This is a genomic window from Clostridioides sp. ES-S-0054-01, from assembly GCA_021561035.1.
Lineage (GTDB): Bacteria > Bacillota > Clostridia > Peptostreptococcales > Peptostreptococcaceae > Clostridioides.
In genome coordinates this window covers 1,133,189-1,156,306 of sequence record CP067346.1, presented here as the reverse complement: position 1 = coordinate 1,156,306, position 23,118 = coordinate 1,133,189, and the positions used below count along the sequence as shown (strand labels likewise).

The window sequence follows — 23,118 nt, the reverse complement described above, 5'->3', positions numbered from 1 at the left end:
TTTCTGACATAATACAAATCAAATTCTACAGATGTAAAAATCTATTATTTAAGTATATATATTCAGAATATATCATTTCAATATCTGTATACTTAATTTAATTTATGCTATTATAAAGTTTTATACCCTCTGAAGTTATTTGACTTCCACACCTACCAGATTTAGATGATATATATCCACATTCACTCAAATAAGATAGCACCTTTCTAACTTTACTTTCAGAAATCTCAATCCCTTCCTCCAAAAGTTTTTCGATTATAAATCCTCTTCCAATTCCAGAAGATGACTCCCTTCTTTCATATAGAATCCTTAGTATTTCCTCAAATTCTTTTTTTGTATAGCCAAATCCATCTTCATAATTAGTAGCACATTCTACCTTTATATATGGTGGCAAGTCATCTCTAAAAACCATACTGTCACACATTAGACTTACATAAGAAGCAACGTTTTGCAACTCTCTTATATTTCCTGGCCAATTATATTTTTCTAAAACAGTTATAACCTCAGGTGAAAGTCTTATATTATTTTTCAAAAAGAAATTCATAAGTGTTATTATATCTTCTCTTCGATTACTTAGTGATGGTACATCTATTGGCAATACATTTAGTCTATAATACAAATCTTCTCTAAATTTTCCTTCTCTAATCATCTTAGGTAAATTTTTGTTTGTTGCTGCTATTATCCTAACATCTATATTTATAATATTATGAGAGCCTACAGGCATAACTTGCTTCTCTTGGAGTACTCTTAGTAACTTTGTCTGTAATAATGGAGGCATATCTCCAATTTCATCTAAAAATATAGTTCCATTGTTAGCAAGTTCAAATAAGCCCTTCTTTCCTTCTCTTAAAGCTCCTGTAAAAGAACCTTTCTCATATCCAAATAGTTGACTTTCTAATAGACTATCTGGAACTGCTGCACAATTGACTGCTATAAATGGTTGATTTCTTCTATTAGAAGCATTATGAATTGATTGTGATAACAATTCTTTACCAGTACCACTTTCTCCTATTATTAACACAGAAAGGTCTGATTTAGATATTTTTTTAGCCAATTCTATACACTTTATCATATTTTTATTTTTAGTTTTTATATCTTTAAATGTATATTTTGCTATTTGCCCTTGTTCTCTTAATTTATTAGTAAGGTTTTGTTCTAATTTTTTTATATACGTTATTTCTTGTAGATTATAATATACACCAGCTTTATTTCCCATAGAAAAAATACTTTTTTTATTTACATTTATATATTTTTTATTTGTAAATACGACTTCATCAATTATTTCTTTGTCTCCAAGTAGAATGTTTAAATCTTTAGAAATAACTTCTTCTATGTTTTTACCTTGTGGATTCTCATTTATACCTAAAATTTTTAAAGCTTCTTTATTAAACGTGTTTATAACACCATCTGCTGAAGTAAATATTATTCCATCTTTGGATAGATTTAATATAACATCTTGTTCTTCTATTTTTAGAAACAATTGTCTATAATTATCTTTAACTCCATTATCTAGGCTTATTAAGCTCTCAGAATATGCCATTAAGTTTTTACGTATTTCTTTAACATCAATTCTAAGACCATTTATTATTTCTATAAAAGTAGATATATCAATATATCTATTACCAAGGTCAATTACTTTATTTATATAACTTGGTACTTTTTCTTTTACTCCAGGCGTTATAGCTATATCTATATTTTTATAAATTTTTCCTTCAATATAGGGAGTAAACTTTAAATTTTTTACTCCTATCTTGTAAAATAAGCTTATCGTTTCTAAGGTAGTTTCTTTTGTATCATTTACAACCAATACCTCTGTTCCATTGGGTATTGAAAATAATCCATATATTTCATTTTCCTTAAGAGTTCTCCTTACCACTATAATCTTACTATCTTGTACTAAATGCTTTCTCATGCTATTTAACCTATCATCATTCATTACTAATACAAAATCACCTTGTATTTTATCATCCTCTTTTAAATTTTCTAAATAATAATGGTTTATATCAATATAATCACCTAAAACCAAGCGTATATTTTCTTCTAAAAAAGATGACAATTTGGTTATTTTATCAGTTACTATAGCTATTGATTGTTTCATATTTATACCTCTTATTTATACAGCATACAATTACTTATATACCACTTTATTCCTACCCAGTTGTTTTGCTTTATATAGATTTTTGTCAGCTTCTTCTAGTATATTTTTGCTATCCGAAATATGAGCTACACCTGCACTTATAGTCACAGTCACATCTTCATTCCATTTTTTATTAGCAATTTCAATCCTTATATTGTCAATGATATCTACTACCTCTTCTCCAGACTTATTTCTTATTAACACAGAAAACTCTTCTCCTCCATACCTAAAGATTTTGTCTCCTTTCTCCAACATAGCACAAATAGTATTTGTTATACCTTTTATAACAATATCACCAAATTTATGACCATAATTATCATTTATGAGTTTAAAATTGTCAATATCTATCATTACAAGTGCAAAATTATCATCTTTCTCTCTGTACTTTTTATACATAATATCAAAACTTTTTCTATTATAAATATTTGTAAGCCCATCATGTAAGTTTTGTGTTTTAAAATAATTCAGTCTATTATATAAAAAAGTAGACCCTAATATAGCAATTAAAATTACTGTAAATAATATTTTATAATATTTCATTTCTTTTTTAGTTTTTTCAAATAACTCACTTTCATTTGATACTTTATCAATTATATAGAAACTAGTCTCTGAATCTCTTATACTTTTGTTCTCTTTATATTCATTTATTAACATCTTTTGATACTTATTTAAAGATTTTACATTTCCTTGTTTTTCATATATATTTAATATCTTATTTAAATTTTTTATTTTCTCTTGAGTTAACTTTCTTTCGGTGGATATCTCTAAGCTTTTTTTATAATTATCTATTGCAGAATCATAATTTTCGCTTTTATACTCTAAATTTCCCATTGCCATATAATAATACATATCTTTATCTAATATATGAACTGTTCTATCAGATTTTATAAGATAATCAGCTCTTTCTAAAAAAGTCTTTGCCTTTTGTACATTATTTTTTCCTACATATGCATTTGCCTGCATTATAGAAGCTATTATCTCAAAATCATTGTAATCATCCGCATTTACAAATTTTTTATAATCTTTTACTCTATCAGCTGTTTCAATAGCTTTATCATATTCTCCCAACTCTACGTATACTTCTGATAGATTTATAAGAGCATATAATCTAACCATCCCATTTTTTTCACCTTCATCAATATCTATCTTAAAAGAATCTTTTATTAATTTCTCTCCTGTTTCATAGCTACCTACCTTTAAAAATATGCTCGCCAAATCAACATCTAGTCTTGCTTTTTCATAATTATCCCCCAATTTTTCAGCCAATTTTATAGACTTTACAGTTAAATCTACTGCTTTAGAATAATTATTATCCATTATATAAACTGATGCTAATCTTTTTTCTATATTAAATCTACACTCATCAGATAACTTTACATCTGATTCTCTCATCTTTTCTAAAGAATCAATAACTATCTTCGTTCCATCTGGAATATATGAAATAGTCTTTAACATATCCCAAACTTCATTATATACTTTATTGTATTTTTTTTCTGGGATAGATTCAAAAGAAGCCTTAACCACTTTTTTTGCTTCATCATACTTCTTATCTGCCACAAGACTTTCAGACATAGATTTTCCCTTATTTATAATTTCTCTTTCTTTCAGTCCATTTTGGTCATACTTTACAAACAAAATAATACTAATAAGTATTATGCATATAAAAATTAACTTTTTAGGTAACCTCTTCCTTGGTAGTCTAAAATTCAAAATTTTAGTCCTCCTTTTGTATATTGTAAAATGAAAACTTGCATATATAAATAACCTCTTAATAATTAATAATACAATATATCAAAATGATTTACAACATATGCTAGAATTAAATCTTAACAAAAAAATCTCCTAAAATAATTTAGGAGACTTTAAATTTAAGCCAATGTAAATTCATAAAGTTGAAACAAGTACTTATCTTTTAATTTTATATTTATACATATTTTTTTAGTACTATTGTGGCATTATGCCCACCAAACCCTAAAGAATTTGATAGTGCATATCTAACATTTTTTTCTTTACCTCGATTTGGAACATAATCTAAATCCAAATCTTCACCAACTTCTTGTATGTTTATAGTTGGAGGCACAAAACTATCTTCTATACTCATCGCACAAACAACAGCTTCTATAGCACCGGATGCTCCTAATAAGTGACCCGTCATAGATTTTGTTGATGATACACATAAATCATATGCCTTTTCTCCAAATACAGTTTTTATAGCCATAGTTTCGTATAAATCATTGTAATAAGTTGAAGTTCCATGAGCATTTATATAATCTACTTCTTCTAATGGAACATTTCCATCTTTCAAAGCCATATTCATAGACCTAGCTGCTCCTTCTCCATTTTCAGCTGGAGTTGTCATATGATATGCATCAGCAGTTAAACCATATCCAACTACTTCTGCATATATTTTAGCACCTCTTGCTAAAGCATGTTCTAGGTCTTCTAAGATAACGATTCCTGCCCCTTCCCCCATTACAAAACCATCTCTGTCTTTATCAAATGGTCGTGATGCAGTTTTAGGGTCATCATTTCTAGTTGACATAGCCTTCATATTACAGAATCCAGCAAAAGCAAGACCTGTTACAGCAGCTTCAGAACCTCCTGATACCATAATATCTGCATCGCCTCTTTGTATTACCTTAAAAGCATCACCTATTGAATGAGTTCCTGATGCACAAGCTGTACATACATTGGTGTTAGGTCCTTTTGCTCCTAAAAATATTGAAACTTGACCAGCTGCCATATTTCCAATCATCATAGGTACAAAAAGTGAACTTACTCTTTTATTTCCTTTTTCTAAAAGAATTTTATGTTGAGTTTCTATTGCTTCAACTCCACCTATTCCAGAGCCTATTATAACACCAACACGCTCTCTATCAACTTTATCTAAATCAAGATTTGCATCTTCAACTGCTAATTTTGCAGATACTACTGCAAATTGAGCAAATTTATCTAATCTCTTTAATTCTTTTTTGCTTATATATTCTTCTGGATGAAAATTTTTAACTTCTCCTGCTATCTGAGTTTGATATGTGCTAGCATCAAAATTAGTTATTGTATCTATACCAGATACTCCAGATTTTATGTTGCTCCAGAACTCATCTTTTCCCGTTCCCAACGGTGTAACACATCCAAGTCCCGTTATCACTACTCTTCTCTTCATCGGATACCTCCACTTTTTTAAAGCTCGACTATTTATTAGCTTCTATATAGTTAACTATATCACCTATAGATTTGAAGTTTTCTGCTTCTGTATCTGGTATTTCTATACCAAATTCATCTTCAAGTGCCATTATTATTTCTACTGCATCTAATGAATCTGCTTCTAAATCCTTCATTAATGATGTCTCCATAGTTATTTCTTTATCTTCTACTCCTAATTGCTCTATTATTATTTCTACAACTTTATTAAACATTGTGTTCCTCCTAAGATTTTTTATTTTAATAGATTTCTCTACTTTTTAAATTATTATTTTGATTATTGCATTACCATTCCACCATCTACATTTATTACTTGTCCTGTTATATAACTTGACATATCACTAACTAAAAATGCTACAGCATTGGCTACATCTTCTGGTTTACCATAAGATTTCTTTGGTATGTTTGCTAGTGTTGATTCTTTTACGTCATCACTTAGTACTTTAGTCATATCTGTTTCTATAAATCCAGGTGCTACTGCATTTATATTTATGTTTCTTGATGCTAACTCTCTTGCAGAAGCTTTTGTAAATCCAATTACACCTGCTTTTGATGCACAATAATTAGTTTGACCTGCATTACCCATAATTCCAACTACTGAAGTCATATTTATTATTCTTCCATACTTCTTTTTCATCATAGGCTTAGTAACTGCTTTTGTACAATTAAACACACCTTTTAAGTTTATATCTATAACTCTATCAAAATCTTCTTCTTTCATTCTCATAAGCAAACCATCTTTAGTTATACCTGCATTATTAACCAATATATCAACTTTTCCAAATTCTTTTACAACAGAATCTATCATTTGATTTACTTCATCAGATTTAGACACATCACATTTTATAGAAGTACATTTTACATTCATGCCTTCTATTTCATTTTTAGTTTTTAGTGCTTCATCTTCTCTAGAAGTATAGTTGATTACTATATCAGCCCCGAAAAATGCTAGTTTTTTTGCTATTTCTTTCCCTATACCTCGAGACCCACCAGTAACAACTGCTACTTGTCCTGTAAGATTTATCATTATATCTCTCCATTTCTATAATTTTGTACAAATTCATTAAGAGAATCTATGCCATCTATATTATAAATATTTACATTTGCTTTTTTATTAGAAGCTATCTTCTTAATAAACGCTTTTAAAGTTTTTCCAGGTCCCATTTCTATAAAAGTATCATATCCATCATTTAAAAGTCTTTCTATAGAATCTTCCCAAAGAACAGATGAACTTACTTGTTTTATAAGCAGGTCTTTACCTTCATTTTTATAGTAATCTGCATTTACATTTGCCACCACATCAACTTTAGGTTTAGTTATGTTAACTTTTTCTAACTCACCAGCTAATTTTACTCCTGCTTCTTTTAACATCGATGAGTGAAAAGGTCCACTTACATTTAATTTAACTGCTCTTTTTGCTCCTGCTTCTTTACATTTTACCATTGCTTCTTCTATCTTTTCATTTTCACCAGATATAACTATTTGTCCAGGAGAATTGTAATTTGCTACTTCTACAATACCTCCTCGTATATCCTTAACTACATTTTCAAGTACACTTCTATCTAGACCTAAAATTGCTGCCATAGCTCCAATACCTGTTGGAACTGTTTCCTGCATAAATTTACCTCTTTTTTTTACTAAACATACAGCATCCTTAAAGTCAATTGCATCTGCTGCAACCAATGCACTATATTCTCCTAAAGATAATCCTAAGCATGCATTATATTTTAAATCTATTTGAGCTTGTACTGCTTTTAATACTGCTACACTATGTGTAACCATAGCAGGTTGAGTATTTTCAGTTTTAGAAAGCTCTTCTTCATTCCCATTAAACATAAGTTTTTTTAAGTCCATTTTTAAGGCATCACTAGCCTCATCTATTACACTTTTAGCAACATCATTATTTTCATATAAATCCTTGGCCATACCCACATATTGAGCTCCTTGACCAGGAAATACTAGTGCAACTTTTCCCATCTTGCTCCTCCTGATTTACAGTTTGATTGCTGGCATAATTTCTCTTGCTTGATTTACCATAGTTTCTATAATTTCTTTACAAGGTGTTATTTCTTTTACCATAGCAGCACTTTGACCTGCCATAAATGAACCTTTTTCTATGTCTCCATCTACTGTTGCAAATCTTAAAGCTCCTGTACCTTTTTTATCCAACTCTTCAGGAGTAGCTCCATTTTGTTCCATCTTTAAAAATTCTTTTGATAATTTATTTTTTAATGTTCTTACTGGATGACCAGTACTTCTTCCTGTTACAATAGCATCTCTATCTTTTGCTTTTAGTACTAAGTTTTTATAGTTTGAATGTACAGAACACTCTTCACTACAAATAAATCTAGTTCCTACTTGAACTGCACTAGCACCTAATGCAAATGATGCAGCAATTCCTCTACCATCTACAATTCCTCCAGCAGCTATTACAGGTATGTTTACAGCATCAGCAACTTGTGGAACTAAGACCATAGTAGTAAGTTCTCCTATATGTCCTCCACCTTCAGTACCTTCTGCTATTACTGCTGTAGCTCCTAGTTTTTCCATTCTTTGCGCCAAAGCTATTGTAGGTACTACAGGAATAACCTTTGTTCCAGCTTCCTTTAATCTATCCATATACTTTGCAGGGTTTCCAGCACCAGTAGTAATAACTTGAACTTTTTCTTCTATAATTAAATCAATTATATCATCAACAAATGGTGACATAAGCATTACATTTACCCCAAAAGGTTTATCTGTTAATTTTTTGCATTCAACAATTTCTTTCTTTATAGCTTCTTTTGGTGCGTTTCCTGCTGCTATTACTCCAAGCCCTCCTGCATTAGATACAGCACTTGCTAATGATGCAGTAGCTACCCATGCCATTCCCCCTTGGATAACTGGGTATTTTATATTTAATATTTCGCAAATTTTATTCATACAATTCTCCTTCACTTGAAATCATAAAAGTAAACTTTTTATTATTAATCAACTTTGCGTATATAAAGTTAATTTTGTTGATTAAAGCATTTTAGACATTTTATACTATAAAGTCCACTTGACAACTGAAGCCCCCCAAGTTAGACCTCCACCAAAGCCAACTAAAACTACATTATCACCCTTTTTAATTTTGCCTTCTCTATAAGCCTCATCTAACGCTACTGGGATAGATGCAGCAGACATATTTCCATATTTGTTTATATTTACATAAACTTTTTTCATATCAAGTTCTAATCTTTTAGAAGAAGCTTGTATGATTCTTATATTAGCTTGATGTGGTACTAAATAGTCTATATCAGTTGTATTTAAATTTGCTTTTTCAAGAGCTATTAAAGAAGTTTCTGCCATCTTTCTAACTGCAAATTTAAACACATCACTACCTGCCATTTCTATTGTATGTAGATTAGCTTCTACAGTCTCTTTACTTGCTTTAAGTCTTGAACCCCCAGCAGGTACTTTTAAGCAATCTTTTCCTTTACCATCAGAACCCATATGTGTAGATAGTATTCCACCTTCACTTACAGGACCAATAACAGCTGCTCCAGCACCATCTCCAAATAATACTGCTGTTGTTCTATCATCATAGTTTAAAAACTTAGAACAGGTTTCTGCTCCTATTACAAGTACATTTTTATAGCAACCAGTTTCCACAAATTGCTTTGCAATAGTTACTCCATATACAAATCCAGAACAAGCTGCTGATATATCAAATGCAGTAGCATTTACTGCCCCTATTGCATCTTGTACTATACATGCAGTTGAAGGCAAAGACATGTCAGGAGTAATTGTCGCTAATATAATCAACTCTATATCCTCTACATTTAGCTTTGCACATTCTATAGCTTTTAAGGCAGCTTTAGATGCTAGGTCGGAAGTTGCTTCAGACTCCTTGGCAAATCTTCTTTCCTTAATACCAGTTCTAGTACTTATCCACTCATCTGATGTATCCATTATCTTTTCGAAGTGAAAATTATCATATGATTGCTCAGGTAGATAACTTCCTACTCCCAATATTCCAGCCTTTGTATTCATTATATATTAAACCTCCAAAACGAGTTTATTCATCTTCGTTATTTTTATTTTTTTCATTATATTTGCTTATAAATTGATTAATATCTTCAACGACTTTTCCTTTTGAAAATTTTATTCCTTGATTTATGGCATTTTTTATAGCTTTAGCATCAGAACTACCATGAGCTTTTATAACGCCTCCATTTAAACCTAAAAGTGGAGCTCCCCCATACTCAGAATAATCTATAAAACTCTTTAATTTTCTTAAATCATCCTTTATAAGCAATGCTCCTATTTTACTTTTTGTGCTGGCCATAAAAGTTTCCTTTATAAGACTCATAACTGAAAGGGCTACACCTTCAGCAGATTTCAGTAATATATTACCTGTAAATCCATCACATATGATTATATCTGTGTATGCATTTATAACTTCCCTAGCTTCTACATTCCCTATAAAATTTAAATCTAATTTTTTAATTTCTTCATATGACTTTTTAACTAAATCATTGCCTTTGCCTTCCTCTAGTCCAACATTTGCCAATGCTACCTTAGGATTTTCAAGACCTAAAACTTTTCTTGAATAAATATTACTCATAGCTGCAAATTCAACTAGATTCTTAGGTTTACAATCTGCATTTGCGCCACAGTCTGCTATAAGTGTCATTCCTCGCTTTACATTTGGTATTGCCGAACATAAGCAAGGTCTATCGATTCCTTTTATTCTACCAACAACAAATAATCCACCAGCAAGCAAGGCTCCTGTATTTCCAGCTGATATTATAGCATCTGCCTTTCCTTCTTTTACAAGGTTTAATGCTACTACCATAGAAGAATCTTTTTTACTTCTTATAGCCTTTACTGGTTTATCTTCATTTTCTATAATCTCAGTAGTATGAACTATCTCTAATTTATTTCTATCAAATTCATAATTTGAAAATTCCTTTTCAAGTAAATCTTTATCTCCTGTGATTATTAAATCAACTTGATATTCTTTTATAGCATTTACTGCGCCTTCTACATTAGATTTAGGTGCATTATCTCCACCCATTCCATCAATTACTATTTTCATAATTTCCCTCCTAATCTAATTCTTCAAAGATAAACTTTCCTCTAAATATTTGCTCTTGAGCTTTATTGTTGATAACAACTTTTACATAATGCTTTTTATCTATATTTCTATACACTTCTGCTTTTGCTATAAGCCTATCTTGTTGTTCTATCAACTTAAAACTTTTTACATTTGCAACTCTCATAATAACTTTAGGTGCATCTATTATAGCCATTGCCAATGAATCTGCTAGAGAAAATATATACGTATCTTTTAAAGTATTAGTCTTAGAGTAAATCATGTCTTGTGTAACTTCTAACATAGATATACCTAATCGCCCTACAGATAAATCAATGATTTCTCCTGTAATTTCCTTTACTCCTAAAGTCTTTACTTTTGAACTCTGAGTTTCTGCTATTGATTTGACTCTTTCTCTTAGCTCTGGTATGTTTAGACTCATTCTATCTAATCTTATAGTCTGAATACTTACATCAAACAGACTTGATAATTCTTCATCAGTATAAAAAGGATCCGTCTTTAGCATATCTATAAGCTCTTTTTGTCTTTGGGCTTTACTTTTCTTTTTCATGTTCCCTCCAAATTTTATAGCTGTAATTAGTACCAGCTACTAATAGTAGTATATAGTAACACTCAAAAATTTTCAATACTTATATTATTATTTTTCTATTTTTTAATATGCATAAAATCCACTTATTTCTCTAGTAAATCATCTTTTTTTATATGTACAAAAAAAACATGTAGAGTATACTCTACATGTTTTTTAGAAGCTATTACTTAGATACAACTTCTTTACCTTTATAATATCCACAGTCTGGACACACTCTATGTGGTAATTTTGGCTCATGACATTGTGGGCAACTTACAAATCCTGTTGCTTCCATCTTTGAGTTAGCTGCTCTTCTCATTTTTGTGTTTGATTTAGACGTTTTACGCTTTGGTACTGCCATTTACGCCACCTCCTTAGTCAAAATTTAATTAAATAAATCTTTTAATTTAGCAAAACGAGGATCTATGTATTCCTCATCGTTTGTAATTTCACTGCAAGAACACTCTTCTTCATTTAAGTTTGCTCCGCATACTTGACAAAGACCTTTACAGTTTTCACTACAAAGAACTTTATGAGGTACATTAAAATCTAATGTCTGTTCTATTATATCAACAAGGTCGATTTCTTCACCATCGAATATAAAAGGATCAAATTCCTCAAACTCATCTTCATCATAATCTTCTTCTTTTACTAAAAAACCTTCTATAGAATACTCTAATGGTATTTCTACTTCTTTAAGACATCTTGAACAATTGTCAACAACTGTAAAATTGACATCTATATCTAGATATAAACCTTTATTAGTCTTTGACACTTTCCCTTTTAAATTTACAGGTGATACTAATTTGTAAATCTCATCACAATAACTAATAGTATCAATTTTTTCACAAAAATTCAAGTCTATTTTGTCAGTTTCTTTTCTATTTATTTTTTCTATGCTAACTTTCATTAAGTTCACCTCAACATATCACCAAATTTATTATACAAATCTAGCATTTGTTTGTCAAGTATTTTTACTTGATAGGCATCAGTTTACTTAAATTATTTTACTAATCTTAATGTATCTCTAGCTATCATTAATTCTTCATTAGTTGGTATTAAAAGCATTTTTACTTTAGAATCAGCAGTAGATATTACTGTTTCTTTTCCTCTAACATCATTAGCTTCTTTATCTAATTTCATTCCTAAAAACTCCATGTTAGAAGCAATGTCTGCTCTTATAGCTTTTCCATTTTCACCAACACCTGCAGTAAATACTACGACATCCAATCCATTCATCTCAGCAGCATAAGCACCTATATATTTTTGTACTTTTTTAACATAAGCTTCTAATGTTGCTTGAGCTCTTTCGTCTCCATTTTTAGCTGCATCTTCTATATCTCTGAAGTCACTAGAAATTCCAGTCATTCCATATACTCCAGATTCTTTGTTCATTAAGTTATCCAATCCATCAGCATCTAAACCTTCTTTTCTCATTAAGAAAGGTAATATAGCTGGGTCTATATCTCCACATCTAGTTCCCATTATTAATCCTTCTAATGGAGTGAATCCCATAGATGTATCTACACATTTTCCACCATCAACAGCAGCTATAGAAGCACCATTTCCTAGGTGACAAGTTACTATTTTTAAATCTTTTATATCTTTTCCTAATATCTCTGCTGCTCTTTGAGATACATAGTTGTGAGAAGTTCCGTGGAATCCATATCTTCTTACCCCATATTTAGTGTATAACTCATGAGGTAAACCGTATAAATATGAAGATTTAGGCATTGTTTGATGGAAAGCAGTATCAAATACTCCTACCATTGGTACATCTGGGAGTATAGCTTTACAAGCATCTATTCCCATTATGTTTGCTGGATTATGAAGTGGAGCTAAATCTATACACTCTTTTAAAGCTTCTTCTACTTCTGGAGTTATTACCACTGAAGTTGCAAATTTTTCTCCAGCATGTACAACTCTATGTCCTACTGCATCTATTTCTTTCATTTCTTTAACTGCACCAAATTCTGGATGAGCAACAGCCTCTAAAACTAATGCTATTGCATCTTTATGGTCCTTCATTGGTTGTTCAACAACGTATTTATCATCTCTACCTGCTTTTTCATGTTTTAGTATAGAACCTTCTATTCCTATTCTCTCAACTAACCCTATACATAAAACTTCTTCATTACTCATATCTATTAATTGATATTTTAATGAAGAACTCCCACAGTTTAATACTAATATTTTCATTATTATTTCCTCCTTAGATTTTTTTATAAATAATATGTAATAAATTTTGATTTGTAATAAATGTCTAAATAAAACTCTATCTTTTATTATTTTGTCATAGATATATTATTGTATACATTAAACGATTTTCATAAATAATATATCACCTTTTAATATAAAAGTATATACTTTTTTTTTATATTATATCATATTTCTAGTATGGTAAATTGTATCTTTCACTAATAATATATCAATAAATTAACTTAATGTAGATTATTCTTTCCCATTTGCTATAATAATATAATATAAAGCTCTAATAAAGTTATTTTAATAACATTTAATTAGTTTTTTATTATGTAGAATTTCTACATTTTTATAAATTTTTTTACGTTTTTTAGCTTTATAATTAAATTTTTAAATTTTATACATATTGTAATAAATTACGATATATATAAAATAACTAAATATAAAAGGAGTATTTTATGAATGTACTTGGATTAATAGTTGAATATAACCCATTTCACAATGGGCATATATATCATTTATCTAAATCTATAGAAAAAACAAATGCAACACATACTGTAGCAATAATGAGTGGAAACTTTCTACAAAGAGGTGAACCAGCTTTATTTGATAAATATACCAGAGCAAAAATCGCTGTCGAAAATGGTGTAGACTTAGTTATAGAATTACCAACTCTATTTGCTTGTCAAAGTGCTGAAATTTTTTCTCATGGTGCTACAACAGTTTTAAATTCACTAAACTGTATAAATTCTATATGTTTTGGTAGTGAAGAGGGAGATACAGAAATTCTTTATAATATCGCCGAGATTTTAGCAAATGAACCTGATAAATTTAAGCTACTTTTAAAAAAATATTTAGATGATGGTCTTTTATTCCCAACAGCTAGAGCTAATGCACTTTTGGATTATATACATCAATACAAAAAAAATAACTTTATACAGAATTCTTCAAAGGAACAATTAGCAAAAATATTAAATTCATCAAACAATATACTTGGCATAGAATATATAAAAAACCTCATCTACTTAAATAGTAGTATAAAACCATTTACTATCTCTAGAGTTCAATCAGAATATAATTCTGAAGAAATTGATAGTGAAATTTGCTCGGCTACTGCTATAAGAACTTCACTTAAAGAAAATATAAACCTTTTTTATTTAAAAAATGTTATTCCAGAAAAAACTTATAATATCCTAAATGAAAAAATAAATAATGGTTTTTTACCTATGTTTGATAACTTCTTCTTTGATGCTTTAAATACAATTATACTTAGAGATATAGACACTTTAAAAGATTATTTTGAGGTAAATGAAGGCATAGAAAATAAAATCTACAAAAATATTTTTACATCTAAATCTCTACATGAACTACAACTATCAATTAAATCTAAGCGATACACTTTAACTAAAATCAAACGAACTTTAAATAATATATTGTTAGGTATTAAAAAAAGTGATATACAACTTGTAAAAAATATAGATGTAATCCCTTATATAAGAATACTTGCTTTTAATGACAAAGGCAGAGAAATCCTAAAAGAGATAAAAAATAAATCTGAAATAAAAATAATAAATAAATTCTCAAATATATCATTTTCATTAGATGATGTTATTTTTAGAACACTCATAAGTTATGACATAAAATCTACAAATATATACAACTCAGTATATTATAAAAATAATAAAGACTTAATAAAAGGTCCTATGGATTTTTACACTCATCCAATCTATATAAAATAGATTTTTAAAATAACTATATTTGTAAAAAACTATTTTATTAACACTTTATACAAGACACAATAATCTTACTTTATCTACATACACAGGCTTTTAGGATGGCAACATCAACTTAAATATTATCTAACTTTCTAAATTTAAGTAAATATTGCCATCCTAAAACTTTTACAATTTAGCTTTAGATTTAAGAGTAAATTTTAAAATATTACATTTAAATATAATTTTATATTTTTTGTTTTGCAAACATTATTAAATTAATATTTCTAATATATTTTACCTGGATTTAAAATATTTTTAGGGTCAAAAGCTAACTTTATATTTTTAATTAACATCATATAAGCATCTGAATTTGATTCATGCAAGTACTCTTTTTTAGCATATCCTATACCATGCTCACCAGAAACTTGACCACTAAGTTCTCTGGACTTTTTATACATACAGTCAAAAGTTTCTTTTAATCTCATTTTCCATGTATTGTCATCCATACCATCTTTTAAAATATATATGTGTAGATTTCCATCTCCTGCATGACCAAAACTTTGTATTCTTATTTTTAATTTATCTTGAAGCTCGTGAGTGTATCTTATAAACTCTGCTATCTTATCTCTTGGAACAACTACATCACATTCATCCATCTGTGTAGTAGATGCCTTTATAGCCTCTAAAAATGCACCTCTAGCTGACCATATAGAATCATTTCTTTCCTGTGTATCTGATATAAATACATCTAATGCACCATTTTCTAGACATAAATTAGCTACTTTTTCATATTCTTTTTCTATATCTTCAGTACTATTTCCATCAAATGTAAGTAAAAGATAAGCATCTGATGTATTATCTGGAAACTTTTTACCTAAAAATTCTTCTGCTGCCAGTATCACATCTCTTTCCATAAATTCTATAGCTGTTGGTATTGATTTTGATTTTATTATTTTAGGAACAGTTTCTATTGCCATTGATAAATTTGGAAATGGTATAAGCAAACTTATGCTTTTCTTTGGTAAAGGAAGCAATTTTAATATAGCTTTAGTAACTATTCCTAAAGTACCTTCTGAACCTACTAATAAGTCCTTTATACTATATCCAGAACTATTTTTAACTATCTTTCCACCTACATTTATAATTTCTCCATTTGGCAGTACAACTTCAAGACCTCTTACATAATCTCTTGTGACGCCATATTTTACTGCTCTCATACCACCTGCATTAGTGTTTATATTCCCCGCAATTGTAGCACTTTTCTCACCTGGGTCAGGTGGATAAAATAAGTCTCTATCTTGAACATATTGACCTATTGTCATCAACAAAACACCTGGCTCTACTGTCAATGTTAAATTTTCATAATCAACTTCAAGTATTTTATTCATTTTGCACAGGTTAATCATTATTCCACCATTTATGGAAACAGCAGCACCTACAAGACCAGTACCTTGACCTCTTGGTGTGACTGGTATGTTATTTTCATATGCGTACTTCATTATTTTAGATACTTGTTCAGTTTCAAGCACATTTACTAAAACTTCAGGGTACTTCTCAATCCCTCCAAGTTCATCATGTGAGAAATCTTCATTTATATTACTTCCAACTACTACATTTTCTTCTCCACAAGTATCTATTAAAAAATCTATATCTTTTTTATCAACTAATTTATACATTTCTATCCCCCTATTTAGCTGCTGATGCTATATAATTTTGATTATCATCTTTTTTATTTTCTATCTTTTCAATCAATTTAGGAATAATATCGTAAATATCTCCTATTAAGGCTAGATGTGCTACATCAAGTATAGGTGCCTTATCATCTTTATTTATGGCTACTATATAGTCAGCACCCTGCATCCCTGCAACAAATTGAACAGCTCCAGATACACCACAAGTTATTATAAGCTTAGGCTTTACAGTTCTACCACTAAGACCTATTTGTCTTTTAGCATCTATCCAACCTGCTTCTATTACAGGTCTTGTTCCTGCAACTTGAGCATTTAACTTATCAGCTAATTTATATATCATCTCCATATCTTCTTGTTTTTTTATTGCTCTACTCGCTACTATTATTACTTCAGCTTCTTCAAGACCCACTTCTTTATTTTTTTCTTTTACACTTAGTACTTTAATCTTAGATTTCAACTCATTTTTTTCTATTTCACATAATGTTACTTTACCCGTTGCATTTTCTACTTTTTCTGGTACTGAAAATATTTTATACCTTACAGTTGCAAATTGTGGTCTATTATTTGGTGTATTTATATGAGCCATTATATTTCCGCCAAAAGCAGGTCTTATTTGGTCTAAATCTGTATTTGATTGAATATCAAGTATTGTACAATCTGCTGTAAGACCTGTTCTAAATCTAGCAGCAAGTCTTGGAGCCAATGACCTACCTAGTGTAGTTCCACCAACTAACATTATTGTTGGTTTTATTTTATTTATGAAGTTTTCTATTGCTTTTGAATATGGTTCTATTCTAAAATCTTTAAATTCATCTTCATCATATATAAATACCTCATCCACACCATAAGAAATTAAATTACTGCACTTATCTCTTATGTCTTTTCCCACAAACACACAATACACAGGTTGTTTTATTTTTGATGCCATCTCACGAGCCTTACCTATAAGCTCATACGTTACAGGATGTATATTTCCATTGTGATGTTCAACATATACTGCAACTCCCCTCCATTCATCTTTATTAAGTTGTACTTTACTACTCTCTATAAATTCAAATGCACCTTTTGGTCCACTTTTGACACATAACTTACACATCTTACAGCCAGCACTTATCTCTACTATACCTGACTTTTCTTCTATAGCCCCAAAAGGACATATTTCTAATACTCCCTTTAAGTCAGTTATTTTATCTTGATTTACAACTATCTTTGACATTTATTACTCCTCCTTACACTAATTTTAATTCCTCTAATTTATTTACAAGCGCAGAACTTAGTTCATCTGCATTTCCTCTCACAATATTTTTATCTGTGTTTGGCTTTGGAGGAAATATTCTTACAACTTGAGTAGGAGAACCATTGAGCCCATAATTATTTTCGTCTTTATCTTCAAAATCATCTAGGCTATATACAGGTATTTTTCTATCTTTAGTATCTAATTTTAATTTAAATGAAGGTAGTCTTGGTTGAAAAATATCTTTTTCTACAGTTATTAAACATGGATATTCAATCTCACATACTTGTAAATCATTTGGCATATCTATTTCAACAACTATACTTTCATCTTTAACATCAATTAATTTTGTAACATTAGTAACATGAGGTATATCTAAAAACTCAGCTACTTCAGGTCCAACCTGTGCTGTATCACCATCAGTAGTTTGTTTTCCACAAATTATCAAGTCTACTCTTCCCATCTTCTTAATACCTTGTGATATGGTATAAGAAGTAGCCAATACATCTGCCCCTCCAAATCTCCTATCACTTATTAATGCTCCTTCATCAGCTCCCATCATAAAGCTTTCTTTAATTACCTTCTTTGCTTGAGGAGGACCCATGCTAAGTACTTTTAGATTAGCTCCTTTCTTTTGTTTTATTCTAAGTGCTGTTTCTAAAGCATATAAGTCATAAGGATTCATTTTTGAATCTACTCCATCTCTCTTTAGTACTCCTGTAGTTTCATCAACTTCTACTGAAGTTGTTCCAGGCACTTGTTTAATACATGTCAAAATTTCCATAAAGTACACTCCTTTTTTATTTAACTATAACTGAAACTCCATCAGGTATAACTACTACTTTACTCTCTTTACCAACTATACTAGTTGCCATTTCTAAAGCTTCTCTAAAATTAAATGCATGTTTCATATGCATTTTTTTTATCATTTCAGGATTACATTTATCTGTTACCATTATTACAGTATATTTAGATAGTATTCTTGCTAGTATCTGAAATTCCCATTGGTCTGGAATTGTGTTTAATCTGCTGACACTTCTAATTTTATCTAAAAGTTGTTTTGGAGAATCTGCATTTGCCACATTTTCATAAAAAGATTGACCACCATGACCATCATTACAAGCCGCAATCATTATTATTACTCCACCTTCTCTACAAGTAGCTTCGGCTGCTGTCATCCCTTTAACAGATTGATAAATATTTTGGTCTAGTGGATATCCACCATTTGTAGTTACAACAATATCTGATTTTATAGGATTTACTTTCGATAACTCTGTTACAAATTTACACCCTTTAGTATGTGCTTTTTCGACATCGCCAGCAAAAGAGGCAATTATTTTTTTATCTTTATCTATTACAACATTCAATATGAATGCTAGTTTTGCAACTTTAGCTGCATATACCATATCCTCATGAATAGGATTATTATTCAATTTTCCAGTCCTTGAATTATCACTGTCTATAAAGTCACTACAATGGTTATACATTATAGTCTTTGCAGATGCAATTCCTGGAAGTACACTTTTTCTGCCACCTGAAAAACCTGCAAAGAAATGAGGTTCTATAAAACCTTCTGCTATTAAAAGTTCTGCCTCATATGCTAGTTTGTTTATATATAAATCTCCACCTGAAGGTAATACGCCTACCTTACACATAGATTCGTCATCAGTAGACACGTGCATAACTATATCTTCGTTATCTACTATTTCTTCTCCCATTTTATAAACTAGTTCTTCTCTTGTACTTGCCCTATGAAATCCAGTTGCCACCATAATCTTCACTTCAATTTCTGGATTAACCTTCCTAATTCTTCTTAATATAATTGGCATAGTTATTCTACTTGGTACAGGTCTTGTATGGTCACTTGTAATTATGACTACATTCTTTTTCCCCTTAACTAGTTCTTCCAGTGAACTAGAGCCTATAGGATTATTCATAGATTCTTCAACTATTTCTTCTTGAGTCTTATGTTCTATATAATTATCCAATTTTGCCTCTAAAACCCCAAGAAAACGTTTCTCAGGTATTTCTAAAATCATTCCTTGTTTTGAATACGGTACTTTTAACTTTACCATTTTTAATCTCCTATTATAATAAATTATAAAATTGGTATGTGGTCATACCAGTTTTACATTTATATAATAGTACCATTATCTACCATTTGCAAGAATAATTTATTTTATAACAAACTTTTAATTTTCATTTTTTCTATAATTTTTACTTATAAAATTCATATGTTCCTTTACTTTCTCACATGCAAGCTCTATATTATTTTCTACAACTGCATTGTATATAGCCTCATGCTGCTTAAGTAATATATTTTCATTAAAGGGCTCTGCGATTATTTTTTCTCTTGCATCTTCTATAAATCCATCAAATAATTTTGATGCTGTCATAAAAAGACTTTGAATTAAATAATTTTTACTCAATGTTGCCAGTTTACTGTGAAATTTTTGGTCTAATAAAACCAACGCCCGATTATTATCTTTTTTATTAGTTTCTATTTTCATTTCATCTATTATACTTTTCAACTCTATAGCTTCAGAAGAAGTTATTCTCTTTGAAGCTAGTTTTGCAGTCTCAATTTCTAAAATTATTCTAAGCTCTAATATATCTTCGAGTGTACCATTATTAAGTTTAAAAATCATAGATAAGGGTTCTATTAAAGTTTTTTCTATATTTGTACATATAAAATTTCCTTCACCCTGTCTGCTTTCTATCACTCCCATAGTCTCTAATACTCTAATAGCTTCTCTGATGGAAGTTCTACTTACGTTCATTTGCTCAGACAATTCTCTTTCTGATAGTAATTTATCACCCTTTTTTAACTCTCCATTTAGTATTTTATATTGTATTTGCTCAATTACTTGTTCATAAACTTTTTTACTAGCTATACTATTAAACATTTTTTCCTCCAATGTGATAATCGTTGTTGTAATATATATCTATTATATATCTTAAGTCATTACATTCATATATTTTTATTACTTTTAATATAATATCTTATAACTCAAATTTACAGGTGATATTATGAAAAAAAATAAAATTATTGCTTTTTTTGCTCCATCTATCATAGTTGGAGTTCTAGTTTTAGGCATTATCCTATACCCAAATGAAGCTATAAAATCTGCAAGAGAGGGCTTTACTATATGGTCTAATGTTTTAGTTCCATCACTACTACCATTTATAATTGGAGCAAACTTAATTGTAGATTTAAAAATAGTGGATATTATAGGATTTATTATCAATCCCATAACTAGACTTGTGTTTAATGTTTCAGGAAAGAGTGCTTTAGCTTTTGCTATATCTACAGTATCTGGTTATCCCGTGGGAGTAAGTTTGGCCTCTGAGTTTAGAAATAGTAGACAAATTTCTAAGCATGAGGCTCAAAGACTTGTGTCTTTTTGTTCTACATCAGGGCCTTTATTCATAATAGGTTCAGTCGGTACAGGTATGTTCCAAAATTCAAACTTAGGTTACTTAATGATTCTCTGCCATTATCTAGGAACTATATTAGTTGGTCTTTTCTTTAGAAACTATGGTAATGAAAGTCTTCCAAAGACAAAATTGGATTTAAAAACAAACATAAAAAATATAATCAACATTAGGAATTCAAGTGGGAATGGTTTTTTTGTTCTATTTGGAAATGCTGTATTTAATGGAGTAAATACATTACTTACAGTTGGTGGATTTGTAATTGTTTTTTCAGTAGTATTTAAAATACTATCTCTTTTTAATGTAATCTCATTAATAGCATCAGTTATATATTTGCCTCTTTCATTTTTAGGTGTCAATAAAGAACTTTGTCAAGCATTTGTAAGTGGTCTATTTGAAATTACTATAGGTTGCAACAAGGTATCTAGTGTAACAAGTACTCCAGAAATTTTAAGAGCATCTTTAGCTAGCTTTTTGATAGGATTTAGTGGATTGTCCATCCTAGCTCAATGCTGTACATTTTTATCAAAAACAGATATAGACTTAAAATTATACATACTAAGTAAGTTTGCACATGGAGTTTTAGCTGCTATATTTATATTTATACTTTATCCAATTGCAAACTCTACTGTATTAGTTTCTAGCTTTGCTGATACATACAATGTTATATATAACAATTTAATCTGGTTTTATTATCTTAGCTATTATGATACAATTCTTCAAATTATAGTAATAATCTATCTAATCTCAGCTGTATTTATTGCTAAAAAGCATATGAAAAATTTATCTACAAGTGGGAAACTAATAAGATATAAAAATACTTTTTTCATTAGAAAATTTTTACGAAAAAAATAAAACTAACAAAAATTGACTAAATACTTCCATTTTTTTATTATATTTGTCATAATTTTAATAACCTTTTTAATTAGTTTAACAGTACAGTTATTTCATCACAATTTGATAATTTTATCAGAAATATTTTTCAAAAAATTCTCCTTAATCACATATATCACACTTGCATAAGTTTATTGGAATATTTTTCCATTATATAATATTTAATTTATATTATATAATAAATACCGACCTAAACTTACCAAATCAAACTAAGAGGAGTGGTTGAAAATGGCAACAAGACCTATAGAAATAGACGAATATAAAAAGATAATGGAACTATTACATACTGGCTTTATTTATAGTGAAAATGGCATTGAAAAAAGATTTAGAAAAAATCCTAAAGTTGCGTTGGCACTAATGTTAGAAGCTAATTTAGGTCTAAGAATATCAGATATTTTAAGATTAAAAATAGGTAATTTTAAAGGTAATATGTTAGAAATAAATGAAAAAAAGACAGGTAAATTACAATATAGACCAGTTAATAAAAATATAATTGAATCTATAAATGAACATGCAAGAAAATATAATCTTAAATCAGATGACTATTTAGTAAATATAAAGACAAAAGCTATTCAGAAACAATTGAGGATAATTTGCAGATACTTAAATTTGTATAATATAAGTACACATAGCTTTAGAAAGCTCTACGCTACTACTCAATTTGAAAAGAGTAACAATAACTTAGAATTGGTTAAGGAACTGTTAAATCATAGCTCTGTTGCCACTACACAGAGATATATAAGAGTAACTCAGCAAGCTATTAATGAAGCTAGTGAAAATTTCTTTATTGGATAATTATAACGTATACATTCTATTATCTTATTAATTCACCAGATACTAAAAAGGAGTGTCTCAAAATGAACTTTTTAGTTCATGAGACACTCTTTTTGAAGTATTATTTTCTATTAAATCAATTAATCCACTTCCTACTGTTCCATACCCTAATATTGCTATCTTCACT

General features: G+C 29.4%; 21 protein-coding genes. 3 read left to right on the top strand and 18 right to left on the bottom strand.

Features of this window, described 5'->3' with window-relative positions; genetic code table 11:
• Positions 1 to 97: 97 nt before the first annotated feature.
• The 13 genes from JJC02_05615 to JJC02_05555 form a co-directional block, all read right to left on the bottom strand.
• Positions 98 to 2,098 (bottom strand): sigma 54-interacting transcriptional regulator, encoded by a 2,001-nt coding sequence (locus tag JJC02_05615; GenBank protein ID UDN55652.1) that lies wholly within the window; start codon positions 2,096 to 2,098, stop codon positions 98 to 100.
• Positions 2,099 to 2,128: 30 nt separating this feature from the next.
• Positions 2,129 to 3,847: a GGDEF domain-containing protein gene (locus JJC02_05610; protein UDN55651.1), complete on the bottom strand. Its 1,719-nt coding sequence runs from the start codon at positions 3,845 to 3,847 to the stop codon at positions 2,129 to 2,131.
• Between the two features lie 214 nt (positions 3,848 to 4,061).
• Positions 4,062 to 5,300, bottom strand: a complete 1,239-nt coding sequence (gene fabF, locus JJC02_05605) for a beta-ketoacyl-ACP synthase II (protein UDN55650.1) — start codon at positions 5,298 to 5,300, stop codon at positions 4,062 to 4,064.
• A gap of 28 nt (positions 5,301 to 5,328) precedes the next feature.
• Positions 5,329 to 5,553 (bottom strand): acyl carrier protein, encoded by a 225-nt coding sequence (gene acpP / locus JJC02_05600; GenBank protein ID UDN55649.1) that lies wholly within the window; start codon positions 5,551 to 5,553, stop codon positions 5,329 to 5,331.
• A 62-nt stretch (positions 5,554 to 5,615) separates the two neighbouring features.
• Positions 5,616 to 6,365, bottom strand: a complete 750-nt coding sequence (fabG, locus tag JJC02_05595; GenBank protein UDN55648.1) for a 3-oxoacyl-[acyl-carrier-protein] reductase — start codon at positions 6,363 to 6,365, stop codon at positions 5,616 to 5,618.
• The gene (gene fabD, locus JJC02_05590) at positions 6,365 to 7,315 is read right to left on the bottom strand and encodes an ACP S-malonyltransferase (protein UDN55647.1); all 951 of its coding nucleotides are present in this window, start codon (positions 7,313 to 7,315) and stop codon (positions 6,365 to 6,367) included. The genes fabG and fabD overlap by 1 nt, the downstream gene beginning before the upstream one ends.
• 15 nt (positions 7,316 to 7,330) lie before the next feature.
• Complete coding sequence (fabK, locus tag JJC02_05585; protein UDN55646.1) at positions 7,331 to 8,260, bottom strand: enoyl-[acyl-carrier-protein] reductase FabK; 930 nt, start codon at positions 8,258 to 8,260, stop codon at positions 7,331 to 7,333.
• A 105-nt stretch (positions 8,261 to 8,365) separates the two neighbouring features.
• Positions 8,366 to 9,352 (bottom strand): ketoacyl-ACP synthase III, encoded by a 987-nt coding sequence (locus tag JJC02_05580; GenBank protein UDN55645.1) that lies wholly within the window; start codon positions 9,350 to 9,352, stop codon positions 8,366 to 8,368.
• Positions 9,353 to 9,377: 25 nt separating this feature from the next.
• Entirely contained in the window at positions 9,378 to 10,400 is a 1,023-nt protein-coding gene (gene plsX, locus JJC02_05575; protein ID UDN55644.1) for a phosphate acyltransferase PlsX, read from the bottom strand.
• 10 nt (positions 10,401 to 10,410) lie between these two features.
• A complete protein-coding gene (gene fapR, locus JJC02_05570; GenBank protein ID UDN55643.1) occupies positions 10,411 to 10,968 on the bottom strand; it encodes a transcription factor FapR in 558 nt (185 codons plus the stop codon).
• 202 nt (positions 10,969 to 11,170) lie between these two features.
• Complete coding sequence (rpmF, locus tag JJC02_05565) at positions 11,171 to 11,347, bottom strand: 50S ribosomal protein L32 (GenBank protein ID UDN55642.1); 177 nt, start codon at positions 11,345 to 11,347, stop codon at positions 11,171 to 11,173.
• Positions 11,348 to 11,371: 24 nt separating this feature from the next.
• A complete protein-coding gene (locus JJC02_05560; GenBank protein UDN55641.1) occupies positions 11,372 to 11,896 on the bottom strand; it encodes a DUF177 domain-containing protein in 525 nt (174 codons plus the stop codon).
• A 92-nt stretch (positions 11,897 to 11,988) separates the two neighbouring features.
• The gene (locus tag JJC02_05555) at positions 11,989 to 13,185 is read right to left on the bottom strand and encodes an acetate kinase (GenBank protein UDN55640.1); all 1,197 of its coding nucleotides are present in this window, start codon (positions 13,183 to 13,185) and stop codon (positions 11,989 to 11,991) included.
• Positions 13,186 to 13,646: 461 nt separating this feature from the next.
• Between JJC02_05555 and JJC02_05550 the strand changes: the two genes are divergently transcribed.
• Entirely contained in the window at positions 13,647 to 14,927 is a 1,281-nt protein-coding gene (locus JJC02_05550) for a nucleotidyltransferase (GenBank protein ID UDN55639.1), read from the top strand.
• Between the two features lie 260 nt (positions 14,928 to 15,187).
• On the opposite strand, the gene JJC02_05545 is transcribed toward JJC02_05550, so the two are convergent.
• The 5 genes from JJC02_05545 to JJC02_05525 form a co-directional block, all read right to left on the bottom strand.
• On the bottom strand, positions 15,188 to 16,579 hold the full coding sequence (locus tag JJC02_05545) for an FAD-binding protein (GenBank protein UDN55638.1): 1,392 nt from the start codon (positions 16,577 to 16,579) through the stop codon (positions 15,188 to 15,190).
• A gap of 10 nt (positions 16,580 to 16,589) precedes the next feature.
• On the bottom strand, positions 16,590 to 17,810 hold the full coding sequence (locus tag JJC02_05540; protein UDN55637.1) for an electron transfer flavoprotein subunit alpha: 1,221 nt from the start codon (positions 17,808 to 17,810) through the stop codon (positions 16,590 to 16,592).
• A gap of 13 nt (positions 17,811 to 17,823) precedes the next feature.
• Positions 17,824 to 18,612: an electron transfer flavoprotein subunit beta/FixA family protein gene (locus tag JJC02_05535; protein ID UDN55636.1), complete on the bottom strand. Its 789-nt coding sequence runs from the start codon at positions 18,610 to 18,612 to the stop codon at positions 17,824 to 17,826.
• 16 nt (positions 18,613 to 18,628) lie between these two features.
• Positions 18,629 to 19,903 carry a nickel-dependent lactate racemase gene (gene larA, locus JJC02_05530; protein UDN55635.1) on the bottom strand — a complete coding sequence of 425 codons (1,275 nt, stop codon included), beginning with the start codon at positions 19,901 to 19,903 and terminating at the stop codon, positions 18,629 to 18,631.
• 117 nt (positions 19,904 to 20,020) lie between these two features.
• A complete protein-coding gene (locus tag JJC02_05525; protein UDN55634.1) occupies positions 20,021 to 20,734 on the bottom strand; it encodes a FadR family transcriptional regulator in 714 nt (237 codons plus the stop codon).
• 124 nt (positions 20,735 to 20,858) lie between these two features.
• On the opposite strand from JJC02_05525, the gene JJC02_05520 reads away from it, so the two are divergent.
• Positions 20,859 to 22,118, top strand: a complete 1,260-nt coding sequence (locus JJC02_05520) for a sporulation integral membrane protein YlbJ (GenBank protein ID UDN55633.1) — start codon at positions 20,859 to 20,861, stop codon at positions 22,116 to 22,118.
• A 267-nt stretch (positions 22,119 to 22,385) separates the two neighbouring features.
• Positions 22,386 to 22,952, top strand: a complete 567-nt coding sequence (locus JJC02_05515; protein ID UDN55632.1) for a tyrosine-type recombinase/integrase — start codon at positions 22,386 to 22,388, stop codon at positions 22,950 to 22,952.
• Positions 22,953 to 23,118 lie beyond the last annotated feature (166 nt).